This is a genomic window from Trinickia sp., assembly GCF_036503415.1.
Taxonomy (GTDB): Bacteria; Pseudomonadota; Gammaproteobacteria; order Burkholderiales; family Burkholderiaceae; genus Trinickia.
This window is the reverse complement of sequence record NZ_DASXWY010000213.1, coordinates 1-17672: the sequence shown is the minus strand read 5'-3', so window position 1 is coordinate 17672 and position 17672 is coordinate 1. Positions and strand designations below refer to the sequence as shown.

The 17672-nt window shown below is 63.6% G+C and carries 16 protein-coding genes; 2 read left to right on the top strand and 14 right to left on the bottom strand.

Annotation, left to right across the window (positions count from 1 at the left end; all coding sequences use genetic code 11):
* Positions 1-143: 143 nt before the first annotated feature.
* Complete coding sequence (locus tag VGL01_RS24855) at positions 144-335, top strand: hypothetical protein (protein WP_331574142.1); 192 nt, start codon at positions 144-146, stop codon at positions 333-335.
* 93 nt (positions 336-428) lie between these two features.
* Here VGL01_RS24855 and VGL01_RS24850 read toward each other — a convergent pair whose 3' ends face one another.
* The 12 genes from VGL01_RS24850 to VGL01_RS24795 all read right to left on the bottom strand — a co-directional run bounded on the left by VGL01_RS24850 (position 429) and on the right by VGL01_RS24795 (position 12996).
* The gene (locus VGL01_RS24850) at positions 429-1061 is read right to left on the bottom strand and encodes a TetR/AcrR family transcriptional regulator (protein ID WP_331574140.1); all 633 of its coding nucleotides are present in this window, start codon (positions 1059-1061) and stop codon (positions 429-431) included.
* A 75-nt stretch (positions 1062-1136) separates the two neighbouring features.
* Positions 1137-1715 (bottom strand): carboxymuconolactone decarboxylase family protein, encoded by a 579-nt coding sequence (locus VGL01_RS24845; RefSeq protein WP_414720349.1) that lies wholly within the window; start codon positions 1713-1715, stop codon positions 1137-1139.
* Entirely contained in the window at positions 1706-3067 is a 1362-nt protein-coding gene (locus VGL01_RS24840; RefSeq protein WP_331574136.1) for an aspartate aminotransferase family protein, read from the bottom strand. Before VGL01_RS24840 ends, VGL01_RS24845 begins: the two co-directional genes overlap by 10 nt.
* A gap of 15 nt (positions 3068-3082) precedes the next feature.
* Positions 3083-4126, bottom strand: a complete 1044-nt coding sequence (locus VGL01_RS24835) for a C45 family peptidase (protein ID WP_331574147.1) — start codon at positions 4124-4126, stop codon at positions 3083-3085.
* A 30-nt stretch (positions 4127-4156) separates the two neighbouring features.
* Positions 4157-4885, bottom strand: coding sequence for a glutamine ABC transporter ATP-binding protein GlnQ (gene glnQ / locus VGL01_RS24830; protein ID WP_331574134.1), 729 nt, complete (start codon positions 4883-4885; stop codon positions 4157-4159).
* Positions 4882-5538, bottom strand: a complete 657-nt coding sequence (gene glnP, locus VGL01_RS24825) for a glutamine ABC transporter permease GlnP (protein WP_331574145.1) — start codon at positions 5536-5538, stop codon at positions 4882-4884. Before glnP ends, glnQ begins: the two co-directional genes overlap by 4 nt.
* A gap of 115 nt (positions 5539-5653) precedes the next feature.
* A complete protein-coding gene (gene glnH, locus VGL01_RS24820) occupies positions 5654-6409 on the bottom strand; it encodes a glutamine ABC transporter substrate-binding protein GlnH (protein ID WP_331574132.1) in 756 nt (251 codons plus the stop codon).
* 322 nt (positions 6410-6731) lie between these two features.
* Positions 6732-7592: a MurR/RpiR family transcriptional regulator gene (locus VGL01_RS24815; protein ID WP_331574130.1), complete on the bottom strand. Its 861-nt coding sequence runs from the start codon at positions 7590-7592 to the stop codon at positions 6732-6734.
* Positions 7593-7666: 74 nt separating this feature from the next.
* Positions 7667-9955: an amylo-alpha-1,6-glucosidase gene (locus VGL01_RS24810; protein ID WP_331574128.1), complete on the bottom strand. Its 2289-nt coding sequence runs from the start codon at positions 9953-9955 to the stop codon at positions 7667-7669.
* A gap of 115 nt (positions 9956-10070) precedes the next feature.
* Complete coding sequence (locus VGL01_RS24805; RefSeq protein WP_414720348.1) at positions 10071-10907, bottom strand: alpha/beta fold hydrolase; 837 nt, start codon at positions 10905-10907, stop codon at positions 10071-10073.
* A gap of 35 nt (positions 10908-10942) precedes the next feature.
* The gene (locus VGL01_RS24800) at positions 10943-11812 is read right to left on the bottom strand and encodes an MOSC domain-containing protein (RefSeq protein ID WP_331574126.1); all 870 of its coding nucleotides are present in this window, start codon (positions 11810-11812) and stop codon (positions 10943-10945) included.
* A 137-nt stretch (positions 11813-11949) separates the two neighbouring features.
* Positions 11950-12996 (bottom strand): rod shape-determining protein, encoded by a 1047-nt coding sequence (locus VGL01_RS24795; RefSeq protein WP_414720347.1) that lies wholly within the window; start codon positions 12994-12996, stop codon positions 11950-11952.
* Between the two features lie 276 nt (positions 12997-13272).
* Here VGL01_RS24795 and VGL01_RS24790 point away from each other — a divergent pair, with 276 nt between their 5' ends.
* Entirely contained in the window at positions 13273-14853 is a 1581-nt protein-coding gene (locus tag VGL01_RS24790; protein WP_331574122.1) for an ABC1 kinase family protein, read from the top strand.
* 22 nt (positions 14854-14875) lie between these two features.
* On the opposite strand, the gene VGL01_RS24785 is transcribed toward VGL01_RS24790, so the two are convergent.
* Positions 14876-16549, bottom strand: coding sequence for a S10 family peptidase (locus tag VGL01_RS24785; protein WP_331574120.1), 1674 nt, complete (start codon positions 16547-16549; stop codon positions 14876-14878).
* Positions 16550-16709: 160 nt separating this feature from the next.
* On the bottom strand, positions 16710-17672 hold a 963-nt coding region (locus tag VGL01_RS24780; protein ID WP_331574118.1), incomplete at its 5' end, for a S53 family peptidase.

The window sequence follows — 17672 nt, the reverse complement described above, 5'->3', positions numbered from 1 at the left end:
CACGGGCGCTACGGCAAACTTCGTTTTCTTTCAGACAATGAGGTGCAGCCATGTCCTCAAGCCCCATTCGCTCACTCGGCGCGACCTGCCTGTTGTGCGCGCTGCCGCTCCTGGCACAGGCCACCGAACCCGAGCCGTTTTCAATGCCGACCCCGCTCGGCGCGCAAATTCGTCACGATGGCTTCTCGATGCAGCGCATCAAGGCTGGCGGCATAGGCAACGGCAAAGCCGGCGCGTCAACGCTGTTCGGTCCGGAGATTTTGCCAAATTGGCAGCCGAAAACCGGAGATACCCCCGCGCGGCGCCTCGAGGGAAACCGTTTCGAATTTCGGTGAGCGGAATAATGGCTCGGCCCTGCGCTGCATGACCCCGCGCGCCCATCGATCCATCGGACGCGCACAGATTTTCTGACTATACGGTCAACATCCTCAGGTCAGCGAGCGCAACGCCAGATTGATGACGTCGGCCAGCTGGCTCTCGTCGTCGACCACTTTGCTCATGACGCGCAACCCCTGCGTCACACAGAGTAGATATCGGCCGACCTCGCCTTCATCGAGCGACGCATCGAACTCGCCCGCCGCCTGGCCCCGGATGACTGCGGCGGTCAGCAGCGTTGTCGTGCGCCGGTGGAACGATTCGATCTTCTCGCGCAGCGCAGTGTCGTCGGCCTGCATCTCGAGCGTCGTATTCGTAATGAAGCAGCTGCGCTGCCCCGAGAGCGCATTGGTGATTTTGGCGTAATGCAGCAGCGCCTCGCGCAGCGACTCGGTTGGCGAGCCCTCAGCACTCAAGCGCTCGGCCAACCGCGCAATGACCCCATCCGAGTAACGCTCGACAGCGGCCAGCAACAGGCCATGCTTGTCGCCGAATACTCCATACAGGCTACCTCTGAGCACGCCCGTTGCCTCGCAAAGGTCGTCGATCGAAGTCGCGTGATAACCGTGGTTCCAGAAGGTCCGGCTCGCGCGGTCCAGTACTTCGTCGACGTCGAACTCGCGTGGGCGGCCGCGCGCTGCTCGTGGCTCGGCGCGAGATTTGCGGGATGGGATAGCGGTGGTCATGCGGCGATAATATGACTCCTCAGTCAATAATTCAAGTCGCACTGCATCGCCGCAGGACAAAAATGACGCCATCCATTATTCGCTGAAAGGCGGTGAACCGCGGTCGGGCATCGTCACTTCAAACACATTCAATGTCATGGCAACGAGTGTGTAATAGCCCAGCAAGCCCACCAAATTGACTGTCGTTGTACGTCCAAACCGCGAAAGCGCGGCCTCGAACGTATGATCGGAAACGCGTCGGTTTTCGTAAAGTTCGGTCGCGAAAGCGAAGATCAGTTCGTCGTCCTCATCGTCGAAACGCGGGGGTTCGCCTGTCCGCAACGCCTCAGCTATCGCTGGCGACACGCCCGCATCGATGGCTATCGGATAATGAATCTGCCACTCGGCCTGGGCATGCCAGCGCGCCGCCGTCACAAGAATGGCCAACTCCGAAAGACGTTTCGAGAGCCCCGTTTCATAGCGACAGAACGCGCCCAGCCGCTGGGCGTGTTGGGCGAACGCAGGACTGGCGATCCACGCCAGAAACGGCCCGTCGAGATTGCCGCGCGGGCCGGAAAGGATCTCGCCAAGTACGGCTTGCTGCTCGGCACTCGCTGTCGCGGGATCGAATGCCGGCAATCTGGGGGCACGGACGGTCGGATCGTTCAACGTGATTCCCCCGTGATCGGAAGCGCGGCACCGCTCGATACCAGCGCTGCATCGATGGCATCCGCGAGTCGCTCGCCGATACGCTGAATGTCGTCGGATGTGCAAATGAACGGCGGGGCAAGCAGAACATGGTCGCCAAACTTGCCATCGACGGTGCCGCCCATCGGGTAGACCATCAGTCCGCGCGCCATCGCCTCACGCCGGATGGCCGTATGAACCTTGAGCGCGGGATCGAACGGCGCCTTTGTCTCGCGGTCCTGAACGAGTTCGATACCGACGAACAGGCCGCGCCCACGAATATCGCCGATGAACGGGTGCTGCTTCCAGCGTTCGCCCAACAGCGAACGCAGCTGCTTGCCGCGAACGCGGACATTGTCGAGCAGGCACTCGTCGGCAATCACACGCTGCACCTCGAGTGCCGCGGCACACGCCGTTGCGTGCCCCATGTAGGTATGCCCGTGTTGAAAAAACCCCGAGCCGCTGACGATCGCATCGTAAATTCGATCGTGCACGAGTACACCGCCAATCGGCTGATACCCAGCACCGAGCCCCTTCGCGATGACGAGCAGATCCGGCACCACCTCCTCCTCGTCGCAGGCGAACATTTGGCCCGTGCGTCCCATCCCACACATGACCTCGTCGAGAATCAGCAGTACGCCGTACTTGTCGCACACCGCGCGGATTTTCTTGAAGTACTCACGCACTGGCGGGACGGCGCCGGCCGTGGCGCCAACGACGGTTTCCGCAACGAATGCGGCCACCGTCCCGGGACCCAGTGTCAGGATTTCTCGCTCCAACTCGTCTGCCAGACGTTGCGCATAGAGGGTCTCGGACTCCTCCGGCCGCATCTCGCGGTAGGCGTAGCAGGGACTGACATGCTGCGTTTCGGCCAACAGCGGCAGAAACGGCTCGCGCCGCCATGCGTTACCGCCAATCGCGAGCGCGCCGAGCGTATTGCCGTGATAGCTTTGCCGGCGCGCAATGAAATGGCGGCGCTGCGGCTCACCGAGCTCGACGAAGTATTGCCGTGCGAGTTTCAGCGCCGCTTCGATACCTTCCGATCCGCCCGAGACGAAGTAGACGTGACCCAGCCCCGCGGGCGCCGATTCGACCAGCGTTTGCGCGAGCGCTTCGGCCGGCTCGCTCGTAAAGAAGGACGTATGCGCATAGGCGAGCGAGCGCGCCTGGCGTGCCACGGCCTCGGTCACGCGGCGATGACTGTGGCCAAGGCACGAAACGGCCGCACCGCCGCTTGCATCGATGTAGCGTTGCCCTTTCGAATCGACGATCTCGATGCCGTCGCCCGTCACCGCGACGGGCAGCGTTTGCTTAGGCATCCTATGAAAGACGTAAGACATGGAGTAAGCCTCGTGTCATGAAATGTATGAGCGCTCGACGAACCGTTCGAACACGACATGACCGCTTCGATGAACGCGCATCGCGACGCCGCTGTTTTCGATACGCAGCAGGGTCGTAGCCAACGTGTTTTCTCCATCGGGGTCGCGCGGATCGTCGCGATAGATCGGTAACCCCTCGGGAGCGCGATCGCGAAGCGTCCTTAGCAACGCTTCATCGTTCACATCGCTTTGCTCTCGGGGCAACAGCTGCGCCAGCCGCGCCTGCCTGTCGCGTGACGAGGCGGTCACGATCTGTGCCTCGCCGGCATGTGCGGGATGGATCAGATGGTTCGCGTGACCGTACACGCCATGAACCTGCAGCACCGAGCTGCGGCGCGCCGTCGCTTCGACGCTGACGATTCGCAAATCGCCTGCGCACCCAACGGTATGGTGAAAGCCGCTCGCGGACGGCGTCGTCCGCAACAGCGAAAGCGCTGCATCGAGCGAATCGGCGTCCAGCACGGCGCGTGCAAGGATCATCCTGGGCACACCGGGCGCGGACTCGACGATGCGAACATTATTGATCGTCTGAGCCAAGCCCGCGCGCGTCACCGCAAAGGTATGCCCTGGCAGCGAGCCTGGATAGCAAAGGCTGATAAAGCCCGGCCGGCCCGACGGCTTCACATCGACTAAAAAGCATCGTCCCGGCCCCAGTAAGTACGGATCGCCATCCTCGTTGTGGGCGATCGCCCGGTGCGATGCTGTGGCAACCGCCAGCGTCGTACAGCCGTCAGCCGTCCGGTGGATCAACTCGCCGCGGCAGTTCCAGATGAACAGATCGTCAGCGGACCACCCCAGCCCGCGCGCCATGCCGTCGAGTTCTGCGACGTATTCGGGAAACGCGGTTACCGCCGCGGCTCGCAACGCGGCCACGAACGGATGGCCGCGCCAACGGCGCAACTGCTGCCACGTTGGACTTTGCGCCATATAGGCGTCGAAATGAGGCCGGGCGAATTCGCCCAGACGACGTCCAATCCGGTGCGAATCGCCCTCGATCGAAAAGCATTCCAACTGCGACATAGCGGACATAGGCGAGAACAGGTTGCCGCGTTACGCGACGTGTTTGAGAAAGTTCTGCAAGCGCAGCGTCGGCGGGCGATCGAGCAGCGCGGCGGGCAGGCCATCCTCGATGATCCGCCCTTCGTCCATGAACACCAACCGCGTGCCGACACGCCGCGCAAAGCGAATCTCGTGCGTGACGACGATCATCGTCATGCCTTCGGTTGCGAGATCCTGCATAACCTTCAGCACCTCGTGTCGCAACTCGGGATCGAGTGCCGAGGTCGGCTCGTCGAACAGCATCAGTTTCGGCCGAATTGCAAGCGCACGCGCAATAGCGACACGCTGTTGCTGCCCACCGGAAAGCTCCGAGGGGTAGTGCCCGGCGCGCTCGGCCAGTCCCACCTTGCGCAGCAAGGCTAGCCCTTGTTCGCGGGCCGCCGTCCGCGTCGCACCGCGAACCTGTATCGGCCCGAACATGAGGTTTTCGAGCGCTGTCATCTGTGGGAACAAATTGAATTGCTGAAACACCATGCCGGCTTCGAGCCGAATACGATGGATATCCGCGCCCCGCCCTTTCACGCTGAGACCGTCGACGAGAAGATCGCCGCCCGAAATTTTCTCGAGCGCGTTGATGCAGCGAAGCAGCGTGGATTTGCCCGACCCCGACGGTCCGAGCACGACAACGACTTCCCCCGCATCGATTGTCAGATCGATACCGTTCAGCACCTGTACCGCGCCGAAGTGCTTTGTCACGGATTTGAATTCGACCATGCTCATAGCATCCGCATCCTTTTTTCGACGATTCGCAGAACGAACGTCATCGCGCCCGTCAGAACGAGATAGATGCAGGCCACTGCCGTCCATATCTCGACCGCGCGAAAATTGCCCGCGATAATTTCCTGGCCCTTGCGCGTGAGCTCGCCCACACCAATGACAATGAAAAGCGACGTGTCCTTCAGGCTCACGATGCACTGATTGCCGAGCGGCGGAATCAGGCGCCGGAATGCAAGCGGCCCCACAATTTTCATCAGCACGCGCGGCATCGACAAACCCATCGCCAGCCCTGCCTCGGTCAGCCCGCGCGGAATCGAAAGGAACGCGCCGCGCACCACCTCGCCCAGATAGGCGCCAGAATTGACGGCGATCGCCACGATCGCCGCTGTCATCCCGTCGATCCGCACATGCGCCAAAAGCGGCAATGCAAAATAGAGAAACATCACCTGTACGACGATGGGCGTACCGCGAATCAACTCGATATAGGCTTGAGCAAGCACATTTAACGCGAGCGGCCCGTAAGCGCGCGCAAGACCCGCCAGCAGGCCGATCGCGAAACCACCCACGAGGCCCGCCACCGCGATCCATATCGTCAGCTTCACGCCTTCGAGCAGATCGGGAAGCGCTCCCCAGATCACCGACCAATCGAACTCCACGTTCATGCTCCCGTTGTTCGTGGACACAATTGCGCGCCCACATACATGACATAGCGCGAGAGAGACTTCGCCCGCCGCGGCTTCGTCGCGTTTTTGCAGATGCCGCGCGCCTCGCTCAGGACTTCGGCGGCTCGGCGCCGAACCACTTGCGATAGAGCGTTGCGTACCGGCCATCGGCTTTGATGCGCTTGAGCTCTTCGTTTACCTGCGAAACGAGCGGGCTGCCTTTCGGAAATCCGATGCCGTATTTGTCACCGCTGACCGGTGTACCCGCCACCTTGACCTTGCCCTTGCCCGCGGTATTCACGAAGAACTGAACGTTCGGCGTGTCATGCATCGCGGCATCCACGCGTCCGGCCTCGAGCGCCATATAGGCCTCGTCCGTATTCGGGAACTGGCGGATTTCCTTGGGCTTGAGGTGCGCCTTGATCCAGTCGATCGTCGCCGTTCCCGTTTTCGCGGCGATGACCTTGCCGTTGAGATCGTCGATCGAGCGCACGGCTGTGTCGTCTACGCGCACCATGGCGGCCAGACCGCTGTCGTAATACGGATCCGAGAAATCGATCACCTTCCTGCGCTCCTCCTTGATCGTCATGCCGGAGAGCGCGACATCGATGTTATGTGTCTGCAAGGCTGGGATGAGCCCCGCAAAGTCCATCGGTTGCAGCTTATAGGTCAAATGCAGGTCTTTCGCAATTTCGGCCCACAGGTCGATGTCGAAACCGACGTATTTGTCGCCCTGCTTGAATTCGAACGGCATGAACGACGTATCGGTGCCCACCGTCAGCGCTTCACCCGACCAGGCGGGGACCGCAGCCGATCCCAACGCGAGCACCGCAATCAATGACATCAAGAACGAACGACCTTTCATGTTGGCCTCCACTGCCGGTTGAATAGCTGCGATCAAGGCGGCAAGGCAGCCTCGCGCATTTCGAACGACACATGCTGCAAGCGAAGTCGGCATCGCCGCATCCTCAACGCTTGATGTGCGATTCGCCCCTCTCAACAACATATGTTGTCAACGCGAATGCTATAACAACAAAAAGAATCGTCAAGGGGGATTTACCTCATAACCGCTGAAGCGAGGCGGTTGGTGTGACGATTTAGCTGTTTACAACAAACGTTGCAAACCGGCCGCCGATAGCTTGGGAGGGTCCGAGAGGTGTGAAACGAAGCTGAGCAGGCCGGGCCGATCAGGCGACGTATGCGCCTTTGGCATGCAGCGCACGCTCGGCTGCTTCGAGTTCCTCGACGGCGTGTGCGCCCTCGAGCGCCAACAATTGCGCGACGAGCGATTCGGCAAGGGCGGTGGCCGCGAGCAGGGAGGGGAAAAACGATGGACTTTCGTGGGAAAAGATCAGCACCTGGGCCGCGTTGAGCGCGATCGGCGAAACGGCGCTGTCGGTAATCGCGACGAGGTGGCTGCCGTTTTCGAGCGCCGCTTCGGCTACACGCGCCGCTTCTGCCGAATACGGTGCGAAACTGATCACTATCGTCGCACTGTCGTGCCCGATGCTTCGTAACTGCATCTCGAGCGTGCCGCCTTCGCCGGACAACAATGAAACGGTTGGTCTGAAAAGGCGATAACCATAGACGAGACCGAACGCGACCGCATAGCAGGACCGGAAACCGGCGACATGGACGTGCTTGGCGCGCCGCAAAAGCCGCGCCGCCTGTGCGAGGCCGCGTTCGTTGTGTGCGGCAGTGGATACCAGGTTATTCTGCTGCGCAACCAGCAGATCGTGAGCGAAGGTGTCTCTTTTCGCCCCCGCGACGAGCGATCTCGCCCGGGTGGTCATCGGCTCCGGCCGCCTGCGCAGGCGCGCAACGAACAGCTCGCGCAACTCGTTCCAGCCGGGAAAGCCGAGCAACTGCGACAAACGCACGAGGGAAGCGGGCTGGACCTGCGCACGCTCGGCCACCTTGCGCATCGACAAGACGGCGACCTCGTCCGCGTGATCGAGCAGGAACGCGGCACCGGTTTGAAACTGAGGGCTCAGCTCGGTGAAACGCGCGCGAACGAGCGCGGCGAGTTCGTCGAAAGTTTGCGGCATGCGGTGGTGTCCGAACGACTGGCGGCGGCAACAAATGTTACCACCGTCCGCCGCTCATGCGGGCGCGCCCCCGATCACAACACCGCCGCTACGCGCACGTCCGACTTATCCGCCGACGCGACGATCTTGCCGCCCACCCGGCTGAACGTGATCGTGACGGTCTTGCGGCCCACACGCAGGTTGCTCACTTCGAGCCAGTCGATCCCCTCGGGCAATGCCGGCTGCTCGATCAGAACCTGCTCGCGCTCGGCATCGATGGTCAGTCCAAGGCAGGCCTCGAGCATCATGAACGGCGCGCCGGCCGCCCAGGCCTGCGGCAGGCAGGCCACGGGATAGGCCGTGGGCGGCTCGCCGTGCTGACGCATGAAGCCGCAAAAGAGCTCGGGCAAACGCATATCGAAGTTCACTGCGGCCTCGAACAGCGCCTCCAGCAAGCGCACTGCCGCCGGTTTGTCGCCATAGCACGCGAGCCCGCGCGCGCACAACGCGTTGTCGTGCGGCCAGACGGAGCCGTTGTGATACGACATCGGGTTGAAACGCGGCTGATTCGCGGCCAGCGTACGCACGCCCCAGCCGGTATGAAACTGCGTCGATTCCAGCTTGCTTGCCACTGCCTCGCCACGCTCGCGCGACGGCAGCCCGAATGCAAGCAGGTGACCCGCATTGGAAGCCAGCACGCGACACAGCTCGCCATGACCGTCGAGCGCTATGCCGTAAAAGTTCGCCTCGGGCATCCAGAACAGCGCTTCGACGCGCTCCCGCAAGGTTTCCGAGCGTGCGGCATAACGCGCCGCCGCATCGACGAGCCCGCGCCGTGAGGCAAGCTTCGCCATCGTGTCGAAAGCGGCGCAGGCGTAGGCCTGAACTTCGACGAGTGCAATCGGCCCGTCCGGCATCCGTCCATCGGCGTGGAACACCGAATCGTGGCTGTCCTTCCATCCTTGATTCGCCAACCCGCGATCGGAAGTGGAGTGGTAATCGACGAGTCCGTGCGGATTTTTATCGCAGACGCCGGCCACCCACTGCGCGGCTCGCTCGAGCGCGGGCCACAGTTCGTCGATGAACGCCTCGTCGGCCGTACGCGCGAAATAGGCGCCGGCCAGCACGACGAAAAGCGGTGTGGTGTCGACACCCCCGTAATAAAGCGCGAACGGCACCTCCCCCGTTCCGGCCATTTCGCTCTTGCGCATCTCGTGCATGATCTTGCCCGTCGACGCGTCGCGAAAGGCGGAATCCTCGCGCGCCTGATATTCGGCCAGAAAGCTCAGTACACCGCGCGCCAGCCACGGCTGCAGCCAAAGCATCTGCAGCGAGGTCACGACCGCATCGCGGCCGAATGGCGTCGAAAACCACGGGATACCGGCGTACGGATAGGGGCCGGTCGGCAAATCGGTCGTCAGTAGGCCGAGGTCCGCGAACGACCGCTCGAGCCATCCGTTGAAAAGCGGGTTGCTCGTCCGGATGCGGGCCGTCGCCCGGCGCCGCTCACGCATCGACAAGTGCGCGCTCGCAAGTGCGGCACGCACGGCGGCACGGCCCACGCGCGGGCGCGCGGCATCGATTTGCGTCAGATGCGCCGGATGGCTGCTGTGCGGCGGCTGTGCGACCTGCGCACCCGGTGGCTCGGAACAGGTGGCCGCCGCGAGCTTGTGCGCATCGACGGCGACCGATAAATAAATCGACACGCAGGCCTGCGCCGGGAGCGTGATCGAGTAATCGGCCCGATCCTGCGCAAGCTGATCGGGCTGCGGTGCGAACGCAATCCGAACGGAGCGCTCGACACAATCGAGACCGGTATAGCTGTGCCGCACTTCGTCGCGACTCACGAGAGGCACCGCGATGGTGCCCCGCTTCGGCCGCGAGAGCCCACGCACCTCGAACATATCCTTGAAGTCGCAGCCGAACGAGATCGACAACGGCACGACCGCCTCGGTCGAGCCGTAGTTGGTAAGCGTAATCGCTTCGTAAAGTACCGTACCGGCAAGCACACGCATGCGGTCGACGTGGATGACGCCCTCAGGCGTGAACCCGCCGCCCACCGGCGGCAGCGGCCGGTTCGTCAGATGTGCCGTGAACGAAGTGTTGTCGCTGCTGACATTGCCTGACAGCAGCGAAGGCGCCCGCCCGCCGAAGGTCAGGCGAAGCTGCGAAAGGGTGCGGGTGTCGTTGACGAAAAGCCCGTCGTCGAAACCGTTGATGTCGCCCAATGGGTCGTTGACGACGAACGTGTCGCCCGATTTCAGTACGTACTGGCTCGTGCGTGCGACGTAGGGGTGCTCGGGGGCAATGAACGCGCCGTCGGGCTGATGTTCGGTCGGACCGCCCGCTCGTGTCACTAAATCCGGAACTTCGGTATCCAGCATCGTATGGCTCCTGACGTTGGCTCTTCTCGATTGTAGAAAGCGATACGCGAAGGCAAAGAACAAATGTGGGATGGCGTGCCGGCGCCGCCGTGCCGCAAGAGCGGTGCCCGCTCGACTATGCCTGCTCGCGGATGAACGCCTCGACGTGTCGATTGAACGCGGCGGGGTGCGCGAGGTTCATGCCATGGGAGGCCCCGCGGATCGTATGACGCCGCGTATCGGGCAGCCAGTCGACGAGCGCAGTGACGTTGCGGCGAAACAGCTCGGGACTCTTCTCTCCGTCGATCAGCAACGTCGGGCATGCGATCTGCGCGGCGGCATCACGAGTGTACGCCGGCAACGGGTCGGCGAACTGGCGCGGCAACGTATCGGCATTGTCCATCGCCATCGTCCTGAAGGCCGGGGTGCTCTTCGCCCACGAGCCGACGCGGCTGACCGAATCGACGAACAGCTCCAGTCCGGCCTCGGCTTCGCCGGCCTCGATCAGCATCGCCGCATGAGCGCGCAGCGCGTTGATGGTCTCGGGCAGAATCGCGAGCGCCTGTCCGGGCGTCTGCAGCGGTCCGCCGGGATCGGCGAGCGTCAGCGTACGCAGGCGCTCGGGGTACCGCAATGCGAAATGAAACGCGACGCAACCGCCGCGCGAATGCGCGACCATGTGGGCCGGGCCCGCGCCGAGCTTGTCGATGAACTCGGCGAGCTCGTCCGCGTGACGGCTCCAGCTGAAAGGCACCGTGCCGGGCAGCCCGCCCAGCGGCCAGTAATGCGTGAGGCTCACCGCCACGCATCGAAAGTGCGCGGACAATCCGGCGAGCTGCGGCTGCCAATAACGGTAATCGCACAGCGAACCATGCACGAAGAGAAGCAGTTCGCCGGCGCCGCGTTCGACGTAAGGCATGCGCAAGCCATTGCCAAGTTCGATGAAATGCAGATCGGAAGCCGGTGCGAGCATGGAGGGACGGGAGGACATCGGGGCTGGCATCCGCATCAGTTGTCGAAGCGCAGTTCGGGCGACGCATCGCAGCCTGCGGCGAGCACGGTGCCGGCGCCCTCCACGACAACGGCGTTCTGTCCGAACGTCATTTGACCGTCGACGCGACTGTCGGCGCGGTAGGCGCTCAACGTATCGGTCGGCTCGTGAGGCCAGCGCGGATCGGGAGCGCCACTGAGTTGATCTATCGTCGGAATCGGGCAGCGCGTGCACGGCTTGACGAACCGCAATCCGATCGGACCGGCACCGGTCTCGAGCCGCAGCGTATCGATATAGTCCTCCTCATACGCCTCGATGCCGCTCAGCACGAGATTGGGTCGGAACCGATTCATGGGGATGGCATCGACGCCCTTCTTCCCGAGCCGCGCGTTGAGATCGTCGAGCGACGCCTGGCCGATCACGAGCAGCGGGTAGCCGTCCGCAAAACGAAGCGGTGCGATCGTGTCTCCGGTCCGGTCGCGGTTCGCGATGCGTTGCGCGGCGGGATCGAAGCGTACGAGCCGCAACGGCGCACCGAGGAACGCCGAGAACCACTGCGCTGCCTCGCCGCCCACGTCGAGCGCGTTCAACGTGCTGCGCCAGACGGTGACTTCGATGCGCTCGGCATCGGACAGTACCGCTGCGTCCAACGGCGTACGAAACGGCGCTTGACCCGGCGCCCGAACGACGAGCTCGCCGCCCGCGAGCTCCGGCTCGATCAGCGCCATACGCGGCATCGTCCGCTGCGTCACGAACCGGCCGCTGGTATCGACGAGCATCCAATGCCGGTCGTATTCGAGCCCGTGCGCGAACATGCGCGCCTCGTCGAGCGCAATGCCCGCGCAGGATTTGATGGGATAAACGTTGATCTGGCTGATCGTTGCCATGGATGGATGTTTGCCTGGCCGCAATGCCGGTGAAAGCGGCGATGGTAACACCGCCGCGAGGCACTAGACCAAGCTGGCCGCCTTCGCATGCTGCACGCCAAGCACCCGTGCGCGGGCTCCGGCAAGCCGTTGCGGGATCAGCCGAACGCGGCGGCGTCGACGCAACTCGCGGCCGCGCTTGCTCCGCGTACGGCGCAGGTGAGCGGCTCGTGGGCGACGCGCACGGCGAGCCCGGTTTCCTCGGCGAGCCGCTTATCGAGGTTGGCGAGCAGTGCGCCGCCGCCCGTGAGGACCATTCCGCTATCGGCGATATCGGTGACGAGCTCGGGCGGCGCGTTTTCGAGCGCGAGCTTGATCGCAGCGACAACCGTACGAAGCGGTGCGGCCAGGGCTTCCGCCACATCGTGGTTCGACAGCTCGATCGTGCGCGGCAGACCGTCGACGAGGCTGCGACCGATCGCGCGCGCCCGTTCGGTCGGCACGTCGAGCGTCGCGGAGCCGATCGTCTTTTTGACATGCTCGGCCGTTTGATCGCCCAGCACGACGCCGTAGAGGCTGCGGACGTAGGAGACGATCGCGGCGTCGAATTGATCGCCCCCGACACGCACGAAGCCTTGATATGCGACACCGCCGAGCGACACCACAGCGACTTCGGTGGTTCCCCCGCCCATATCCACGACCATCGATCCGCGCGCCTCTCCGACGGGCAAGCCGGCTCCGACCGCCGCAGCGAGCGATTCGTCGATGAGGCTGACCTTGGCGGCTCCGGCGGCGAGCGCCGCCTCGCGAATCGCGCGCCGCTCGACCTGCGTCGCCGAGCACGGCACACAGATCGTGAACTCGGCGCGAAGGCCGAAAAGGGAGCGCAACCGGGCCATCTCGACGAACTCGCGGAACATCTGTTCGGCCGCGGCAAAGTCCGCGATCACGCCATGCCGCATCGGGCGGACGGCCTCGAGGTTCGTGGGCGAGCGTCCGAGCAGTTGCCTGGCCTCCTCGCCTACGGCCGCCACCCGCCCCGCCCCCGGGCTCGGCGTCTTCTGGAAACACACCACCGACGGCTGATTCAGTACGATGCCCTTGCCGTGCATATAGATCAACGTGTTGGCGGTCCCCAAATCGACGGCGACGGGCCTGGGCAGCAGACGGCGGAAAATGTGATGCGACATCGTTGACTCTCTCATAGAGTGACAACAACGGCAGGCGAGTCTTCCAGCGGCAAAATTCGAGTCGCGCACGTTGTGCCGGGTAGGGTTCACCCGACAATCGCTTTACGGCAGCGGTAGGTGACACCTTTAGGGTCGGTAGCACTTTTTCTTGTTGTGCGACGCAGCAGCCTCTTTACAGGTAGCCATTCCCCAATATGCTCGTGCCTTACTGCGTGCGTCGCGGGCACAGGCCCGCCGCGCATGGCATCCTTGTCGACTCGTCTTGTCCTGCATTTGTCTGACGCATATCTCATGCGCACTCTGTTTCGCCGCCTGCTCGTCCTTTTTTGCGTGCTCCGCTACGGCACGCGGCTGGCGCTCGCCGCCGCGCCACGCGGCCACAAGCTGCGCTGGATCGTCACGCTCGCCGCCCGTGTGCACGAGCGGCCCAGCGGGCGAGCCGCACTGCATCGCGCCATGCCTCAGCTCGGGCCGCTCGTGAGCGCCTATGCGGCAGGCGTGGCCGCCCAACCCGGGCAGGCTTTACAGACCGTCCATGACATGCTCGATGCCGTGGGCCGCATGCAGACGGAACTGAACACCCCCCTCACTGGGCAAGAAGCGCAAACCGCATTGCGAGCGGCAATCGGCCGGCCGCTCGAGGAGGTGTTCACCGCTTTCGATACAACGCCGCTCGAGAGTGGGCTCGCCGTTCAGGTTCATGCCGCCCGCTTGCGGACAACCGATAGCGCGCGAGGAGAAGCGGATGTCGTCGTCAAGTTGTTGCGCGTGCGTCAGGTCCGGCAGATCGGGGACGACCTGGCGGTGCTGCAATGGCTCGCGCGTTTCGCGGAACGCTTTTTCCCCGCGGCGCGCGAGTTGGGTCTGCGCACGCTGGCCGCGTCTTTTGCGGCGGACATCGCGCGCCGCTTCGATTTGCCCATGGAAGCGGCGAATCTTTCGCAGACGGGCCGTCATTTCAGCGACGATACGCGCGTGGCCGTTCCCAACGTCGTCTGGCCGCTCAGTAATGAGCGCGCGCTCGTGATCGAACGCATTGCCACCCTGCCTCTCCTCGATCTGGACGATTTGCGCCGGCATGGCGTGAATCTCGAACAGCTCGCCGAGAACACCGTCGCCATTGCAGTCGAGCAAGCATTCGAGCACGGCTTCTTCCATGCGGCACTTACCGCCGAGCGCGCGCGTGTCAGCATCGAACCGGCGACACGCGGGCGGCTCGTCCTCGCGGACTGCGCGATCATGTCGAGTCTGACGGAACCGGAGCGGGAGTTCTTCGTGCATGGCGCGACGGCGCTCTTCAAACGCGATTACGGCCGCGCTGCGGAGTTGCATCAGCATGCGGGACACATCGAGCCGCATGCACGGACAGAGCAGCTCGAAGGCGAATTGCGCACGCGCAGCGAAGCGCAATTCGCCTTGCCCGGCGGCAAACGGATGGCGGCGGGGTTGCTTCGCCATCTGCTCGAAGCGGTCGAACCGCTCGGCGGCGGCACGCCTTCGTCGCTGAAACTCGCAAGCGATTCTCTCGCGCGCGCCGAGACGCTCGCGCGCGCGCTCGCTCCCGCGCTCGACACCTGGAGCATCGCCGAACATGCCCTCGCCGCGCTCGCGCGCAAAGACTCCGATCATCGGGGATGGATCAAACGGCTTTCGCGCGAATTCCCGCACTTCGCGGCGATCGTGCCGCGACTGCCGCTCATGTTTGCGCACCGCCTCGAGCATATCCAGCAGCGAGGCGAAACAACGGCCTCGCCTGCGTGGCTCGAACGCATGCGGCGCGAGCAACAGCGCACGCGCCGTCTGCTGTGGGCGTGTGCGATGCTGGGAGTCGTGCTGGGCGCAGTGCTGACCTGGCTGCCGCATTGGCCCTGACGGCTCCCACGCACGGGTGCCGCTACGCTTTGCGACGCGCCTGAAGCGAGCGGATGCGCTCCATCGCGGGTTTGTCGGCTGTGGTCCTGTCGTAGAGTTTGCCGAGATCGGCCTTGAGCGCCGTCCGGGAACCGCCGTCGAGATAGACCATGTGACCGGACGGGTAAAACGTAGCCGACAAGTTCTCGCGGACCTTCTTGTCGAGCAGCGGCATGACCTGCAAATCGATGACGGTCTGATAGAACGGCGTAACGAAATCGTAGACGCCGTTGGCCGACAGTACCTTCAAGTCGACGTTCAATGCCATGACCGCCGCAAGGTCGCCGGCCGTATAGAGAATGACGTTGCCTTTGCCGTCGATGCCCTTTTGCGCGCCGGTCGGATCGGTATGCTTGAAATCCCAGTGCTTGAACGTCTGGTCGTTGAGATCGGTGAAGGCGGAAGTCGACGTGTACTTCAGCTGCTCGTTCAGATAGGTGTTCCACATCGTGGTGTAGACACCCGAGACGGCCGTCATGGTCGGATCGTTGCCGCCCGAGTTCGGATCGACCTGGCCGGCAATGCCGGTGTCGATGCCGGTGACGCGACCGTCGTATGCGCCCAATGCCTGGCCCTTGGCCTTGAGCAGCGACGTCAGAAACAGCGAATTACCGCGGCTGTCGTAGCCCGCGATATCGAGTCCCCATGCAATCAGCGTCGCCTTGTCGATGCCCGTGTACTGCGAGAGTTTCTCGACGACGGCATCGTCGGTCTGCGGGAATTTACGCAATGCCGCGAGATAATCGGTGCGCGCGAACTGGGCGACTTCCTCGAGAAAATCGACGAGCTTCGTCGGCGTCGGCGTCACGCCTAGTCGTTTGTGATACCAGGCATCGGCCGCTGCCGTCGGCAATGCGCCAACGGGGTTGCCGGCCTGCGCGTAATCGAGAATCGACGATTGCAAGGTAATGCCGTTCAGGTCGACGCCGTCTTCGTGCAGCAAATAAGCCAGCACGCAACTGCGCGCGGTGCCGTACGATTCGCCGAACAGATATTTCGGCGAATTCCATCGCTGGTTCTTCGTCAGATACCGCTTGATGAATTGCTTGATGGACCGCGCGTCCTGATCGACGCCCCAGAACTCCTTGTTCGTATGCGGAGCGACGGCTGCCGAATAACCGGTACCAACAGGATTGATGAAAACCAGATCGCTTTTGTCGAGCAGACTGTCGGCATTGTCCTCCAGTTGATAGGGCGCCGGCGGCGTGAAGTTCGGCATCGACGTCTTGATACGTTTGGGCGCAAACGATCCCAACAAGACGAAGACCGACGAGGAGCCCGGACCGCCGTTATAGAAGAACGTCACCGGGCGCGATTCCTCCGACTGGCCGTCTTCGGTGAAAGCCACGTAGAACATCTTGGCGTTCGGCCGCGACGTGCTCTCGTCGACGGTGACGAGGTGGCCCGCCGTCGCCGTGTAGGCGATCGAGCGAGCGCCGAGCATGATCGTGTGGTGGGTGACGGCAGCGGCTTCCGTGGTATCGGAGACGGAGTCGTCAGGGCCATTGCCGTAGGCGACGGAATCGAAAAACGGCTCGTCCTCGCCCGCTGAACCGCCGAGGTGCAACGGACGCCCCAGCGACGCTCGGCCGGACGAAGGCGTCTGGGCATTGTGGTGCGACGTTTGCGGACTTGCGGAACCGGTATCGGGGTTCATCGTGATCGCTCCATATCGAGTGAGCCGGCGCATCGCCTCGCGCGGCCGGCCGTGTTGGCCAACTGTTGTCTGTCCTTGCCTTCTGATCGACTCCACGCTTCTCGCACCGCGATGAAAAACCGTCCATTCATCGCAGCGAAACTTGATGAATCCCGCGCCGTCACGTGCCGCCGGTACCGCCCAACGCCGTAGCGATTTTTTGGCCGTCCGGGCTGCCGAGCCCCGTGCAGGCATCCCAGCCACGCGCGGCCGCGAACGTACCGTTGTTGCCCTGCGTGATGTCGTGAAACGCGTCCGGATGGCTATAGAGCTTCGGCTGAACCCAGCCGACCGGTGTTGCGCGGGACGCGTTGATGCGGGCAATGAGTCCCGCGAAGAGCGGCGCGACGGCGCTCGTGCCGCCCACCACCGCCGATTGACCAGCGACGAGCACGCGGTAGCCCGTGCTCGGCGAAGCGTCGCCGGCCACGTCGGGCACCCCGCGCCCGGTCAGGGAGCTCTGAGGCGAGCCGTCCGTGCGAACGACCTTCAGCCCGCTCTGCCACGTCGGCATCGGGAACCTCGCGCTGACGCCACCGCCCGTCGCGCCGCCCGCGGCTCCGTCGTTCCAGACGACTTCTTCCGCGATCGAAGCGCCGGTGCTGCCCGCGCCGCCTGCCACGAGGTGCGTTCCCCCGCAGGCCAGCGCGTATTGGCTGGACGCGGGGAAATCGACGACGTCCCCACTGCCCGCTTCGTCGCTCGATCCGCTGTCCCCCGAAGCCGCGCAAACGGTGACACCCAGCGCCGCGGCGTCCTTGAGCGTCTGATCGAATTGCGACAACGCCTGGGCCGTCCAGCTCGATTCGGGCGCCCCCCAGCTGATCGAGATGACGGAGGGTTTGTTTTTCGTATCGTGGATGGCCTGCTTGAGCGCGGCGACGAACCCGGCGTCGCTGTTGGGCGCGAAATACACGGCGACCTTCGCGCCGGGCGCGATCGCGCCGGCAATTTCGATATCGAGCGTCACCTCTCCATCGGGCCCGGAAGGATCGCCCGTGGGCGCGTTCGCGCCCGTGCCCACGGCCACGGAAATCACTTGCGGGTTCGGCCGCAGTCCCAATTCGTTGAAGTACTGCTCGAG

Excerpts from the sequence above, each read along its gene's own strand:
- VGL01_RS24855 (WP_331574142.1), top strand. The coding sequence starts at position 144 with ATGCCGACCCCGCTCGGCGCGCAAATTCGTCACGATGGCTTCTCGATG.
- VGL01_RS24850 (WP_331574140.1), bottom strand. The coding sequence starts at position 1,061 with ATGACCACCGCTATCCCATCCCGCAAATCTCGCGCCGAGCCACGAGCA.
- VGL01_RS24840 (WP_331574136.1), bottom strand. The coding sequence starts at position 3,067 with ATGTCTTACGTCTTTCATAGGATGCCTAAGCAAACGCTGCCCGTCGCG.
- VGL01_RS24835 (WP_331574147.1), bottom strand. The coding sequence starts at position 4,126 with ATGTCGCAGTTGGAATGCTTTTCGATCGAGGGCGATTCGCACCGGATT.
- glnQ (WP_331574134.1), bottom strand. The coding sequence starts at position 4,885 with ATGAGCATGGTCGAATTCAAATCCGTGACAAAGCACTTCGGCGCGGTA.
- glnH (WP_331574132.1), bottom strand. The coding sequence starts at position 6,409 with ATGAAAGGTCGTTCGTTCTTGATGTCATTGATTGCGGTGCTCGCGTTG.
- VGL01_RS24815 (WP_331574130.1), bottom strand. The coding sequence starts at position 7,592 with ATGCCGCAAACTTTCGACGAACTCGCCGCGCTCGTTCGCGCGCGTTTC.
- VGL01_RS24810 (WP_331574128.1), bottom strand. The coding sequence starts at position 9,955 with ATGCTGGATACCGAAGTTCCGGATTTAGTGACACGAGCGGGCGGTCCG.
- VGL01_RS24805 (WP_414720348.1), bottom strand. The coding sequence starts at position 10,907 with ATGCTCGCACCGGCTTCCGATCTGCATTTCATCGAACTTGGCAATGGC.
- VGL01_RS24800 (WP_331574126.1), bottom strand. The coding sequence starts at position 11,812 with ATGGCAACGATCAGCCAGATCAACGTTTATCCCATCAAATCCTGCGCG.
- VGL01_RS24795 (WP_414720347.1), bottom strand. The coding sequence starts at position 12,996 with ATGAGAGAGTCAACGATGTCGCATCACATTTTCCGCCGTCTGCTGCCC.
- VGL01_RS24790 (WP_331574122.1), top strand. The coding sequence starts at position 13,273 with ATGCGCACTCTGTTTCGCCGCCTGCTCGTCCTTTTTTGCGTGCTCCGC.
- VGL01_RS24785 (WP_331574120.1), bottom strand. The coding sequence starts at position 16,549 with ATGAACCCCGATACCGGTTCCGCAAGTCCGCAAACGTCGCACCACAAT.